General features: G+C 38.7%; 3 protein-coding genes. All 3 read left to right on the top strand.

Annotation, left to right across the window (positions count from 1 at the left end):
* On the top strand, positions 1–1,518 hold a 1,518-nt coding region (locus tag ACP5SP_RS07830), incomplete at its 5' end, for an NADH-dependent [FeFe] hydrogenase, group A6 (RefSeq protein ID WP_428076497.1).
* A gap of 144 nt (positions 1,519–1,662) precedes the next feature.
* On the top strand, positions 1,663–2,151 hold the full coding sequence (locus tag ACP5SP_RS07825) for an ECF transporter S component (RefSeq protein WP_428076495.1): 489 nt from the start codon (positions 1,663–1,665) through the stop codon (positions 2,149–2,151).
* Positions 2,148–2,423 (top strand): TM1266 family iron-only hydrogenase system putative regulator, encoded by a 276-nt coding sequence (locus ACP5SP_RS07820; RefSeq protein ID WP_428076493.1) that lies wholly within the window; start codon positions 2,148–2,150, stop codon positions 2,421–2,423. The genes ACP5SP_RS07825 and ACP5SP_RS07820 overlap by 4 nt, the downstream gene beginning before the upstream one ends.
* Positions 2,424–2,488: the final 65 nt, after the last annotated feature.

Below are 2,488 nucleotides of genomic sequence, written 5' to 3'. Positions count from 1 at the left end.
GAAATAAGTACGAATACTCCAATAGTTCGTGAAGCAAGGAAGATGAATCTTGAACTTGCACTTGCACACCATGATGTGACATGCCCGACATGCATAAGGGATGGAAATTGTGAGCTTCAAAGTGTTGCAAATAAACTCGGTGTTAAAGAAGTTCCTTTTCCGACAATTCCTTCTTTTTATGAAAAAGATGCGGGAGGTCCTATTATAAGAGATCCTTCAAAATGCATTCTCTGTAGAAGGTGTGTTTCAGTATGTGAAAATATTCAAAACGTAAATGCTTTGACAGTTGCAAACAGAGGCATTAAGACTTTTGTTGGTGCCCCTTTTAATGTTTTACTTGTTGATTCCCCATGTGTAAATTGCGGTCAGTGTATAATGAACTGTCCGACAGGAGCTCTTACAGAAAGAGACGATACCGAAGAAGTTTGGAACGCTCTTTCGGATCCCGATAAATATGTAGTTGTTTCAACCGCACCTGCTATTAGAGCTTCTTTTGGGGAACTTTTTGATTTACCTGCAGGGACTTTTGTTAGGGGAAAAGTTGCAACGGCTCTTAGGATGCTTGGTTTTAAGAAAGTATTCGATACAAACTTCACAGCTGACCTTACAATAGTTGAAGAAGCAAATGAACTTATTGAAAGAATTAAGAATAAAGGCATCCTGCCTATGACGACTTCTTGTTGTCCAGGTTGGATAAAGTACCTTGAAGAATACTATCCTGAATTCATACCCAACGTGTCAAGCTGCAAATCTCCTCAGCAGATGATGGGCGCTCTTATAAAAACCTATTTTGCCGAAAGGGCAGGCATTCCAAAGGAAAAAATATTCCATGTTTCGATAATGCCTTGCACAGCCAAAAAGTATGAAAAAGACAGAGCTAATATTAATGCGAGTGGAGTTAAGGATGTTGACGCCGTGCTCACCACAAGAGAGCTTGGACGAATGGTTAAACAAGCTGGAATTGATTTTGTAAATTTGGAAGATTCTGACAATGACTCTCCTCTTGGCGAATATTCGGGAGCCGCAACAATTTTTGGAGCAACAGGAGGAGTCATGGAAGCAGCACTTAGGACAGCATACGATATGATTACTGGCGAAAGACTTGATTCGCTTGATTTTATGCCTTTGAGAGGACTTGAGGGAGTGAAGATTGCAGAAGTTAAAATTAATGATTTAAATGTGAGAGTTGCTGTAGCTCATACTCTTGGCAATGCAAGCGAACTCCTCGAAAAGATTAAGAAAGGTGAAGAAGAAGTTCATTTCATTGAAGTTATGGCTTGCCCAGGTGGATGTATCGGAGGTGGTGGACAGCCAATTCCGACAAACGATGAAATAAGACTTAAAAGGATAGATGCATTGTATAAGGATGATTCTGAAAGGCAAATTAGAAAATCACATGAAAACCCTTCAATAAAAGTTATCTATGAAGATTTTCTTGAGAAGCCTGGAAGTGAAAAAGCACATCATCTTTTGCATACCAAGTACGAGGAAAAATCACTTTGGAAAGGAGTCGAGTAGAAAGGGCATTGAAATAGTTTTTAAACTAAAAGCGTAATCTCAGGCTGAGGGTTGTTTTCTGAGGCTAAGGATTCTAAACTAGAATTATTAGCCTGGATGGGAATCCAGGCTTTTTAGATAAGAATTTTCAGTGAAGGAGAAAAAATGAACAAAAGAACTAAATTTATCACTTACGGAGCTGTCTTATTAGCACTTGCAGCTATTTTCCCAATGCTCCGTTTTCCTCAACTAATTACTGGAAGCGTTGTTAATTTCGTTCTCTTAATTGCATGCTATGTTCTTGGAATAGCCGGTGGTGTTACCATCGGGTGTCTTACTCCGTGGATTGCTCTTATAGCAGGGCAAATGCCTTTTGCTTATATGGCTCCCTTTATTATGATTGGTAATGCTATATATGTGCTGGGCTTTGGTACATTGGGGCGATATAGAACTGCTGGGATGATTGTTGGAATAGCTGCTGGTTCATTGTTGAAGTTTCTTTGGTTGTCGTTTGCAGTTAGACAGTTGGTAAAAGCGCCACCACCACTCGTTCAAATGATGTCAATTCCCCAATTGATTACTGCACTTATTGGGGGGTTAATAGCATTTGTGGTAATGAAAACTAAATTGCTTCCTGAGGATATCTTAAAATGAAGAGACTAGGGTTCATAGTCGTTATTTTGAAGGATAGAAAATCGAACGCACCTAAAGTGAACGAAATACTTAGTGAGTTTGGAGATGTTATTATAGGAAGGATGGGACTAGCGCACGAAAAGGAAGAAATTAGCATAATATCTTTAATTATTGATGCAACTACAGATGAAATTGGTTCTTTAACGGGTAAATTAGGGCAAATTGAACAAGTTGAGGTTTTTTCAGGATTAAGCAAAGGAAAAATAAAAAAGGAGGACGTCATAGATGAGTGAATTAGTTAACGTCAAAATTGATGGCAAAAGTTACCAGTTTGAAAGAGGGACTACAATTTTAAAGG

Source organism: Caldisericum sp., from assembly GCF_049967455.1.
GTDB classification, from domain to species: Bacteria; Caldisericota; Caldisericia; order Caldisericales; family Caldisericaceae; genus Caldisericum; species Caldisericum exile_A.
Note: the sequence above shows the minus strand (reverse complement) of the source record. Positions and strands in the feature narration are given on the sequence as shown.

Bases quoted from the DNA above. Each gene is read 5' to 3' on its own strand.
- ACP5SP_RS07825 (WP_428076495.1), top strand. From the start codon at position 1,663: ATGAACAAAAGAACTAAATTTATCACTTACGGAGCTGTCTTATTAGCA.
- ACP5SP_RS07820 (WP_428076493.1), top strand. From the start codon at position 2,148: ATGAAGAGACTAGGGTTCATAGTCGTTATTTTGAAGGATAGAAAATCG.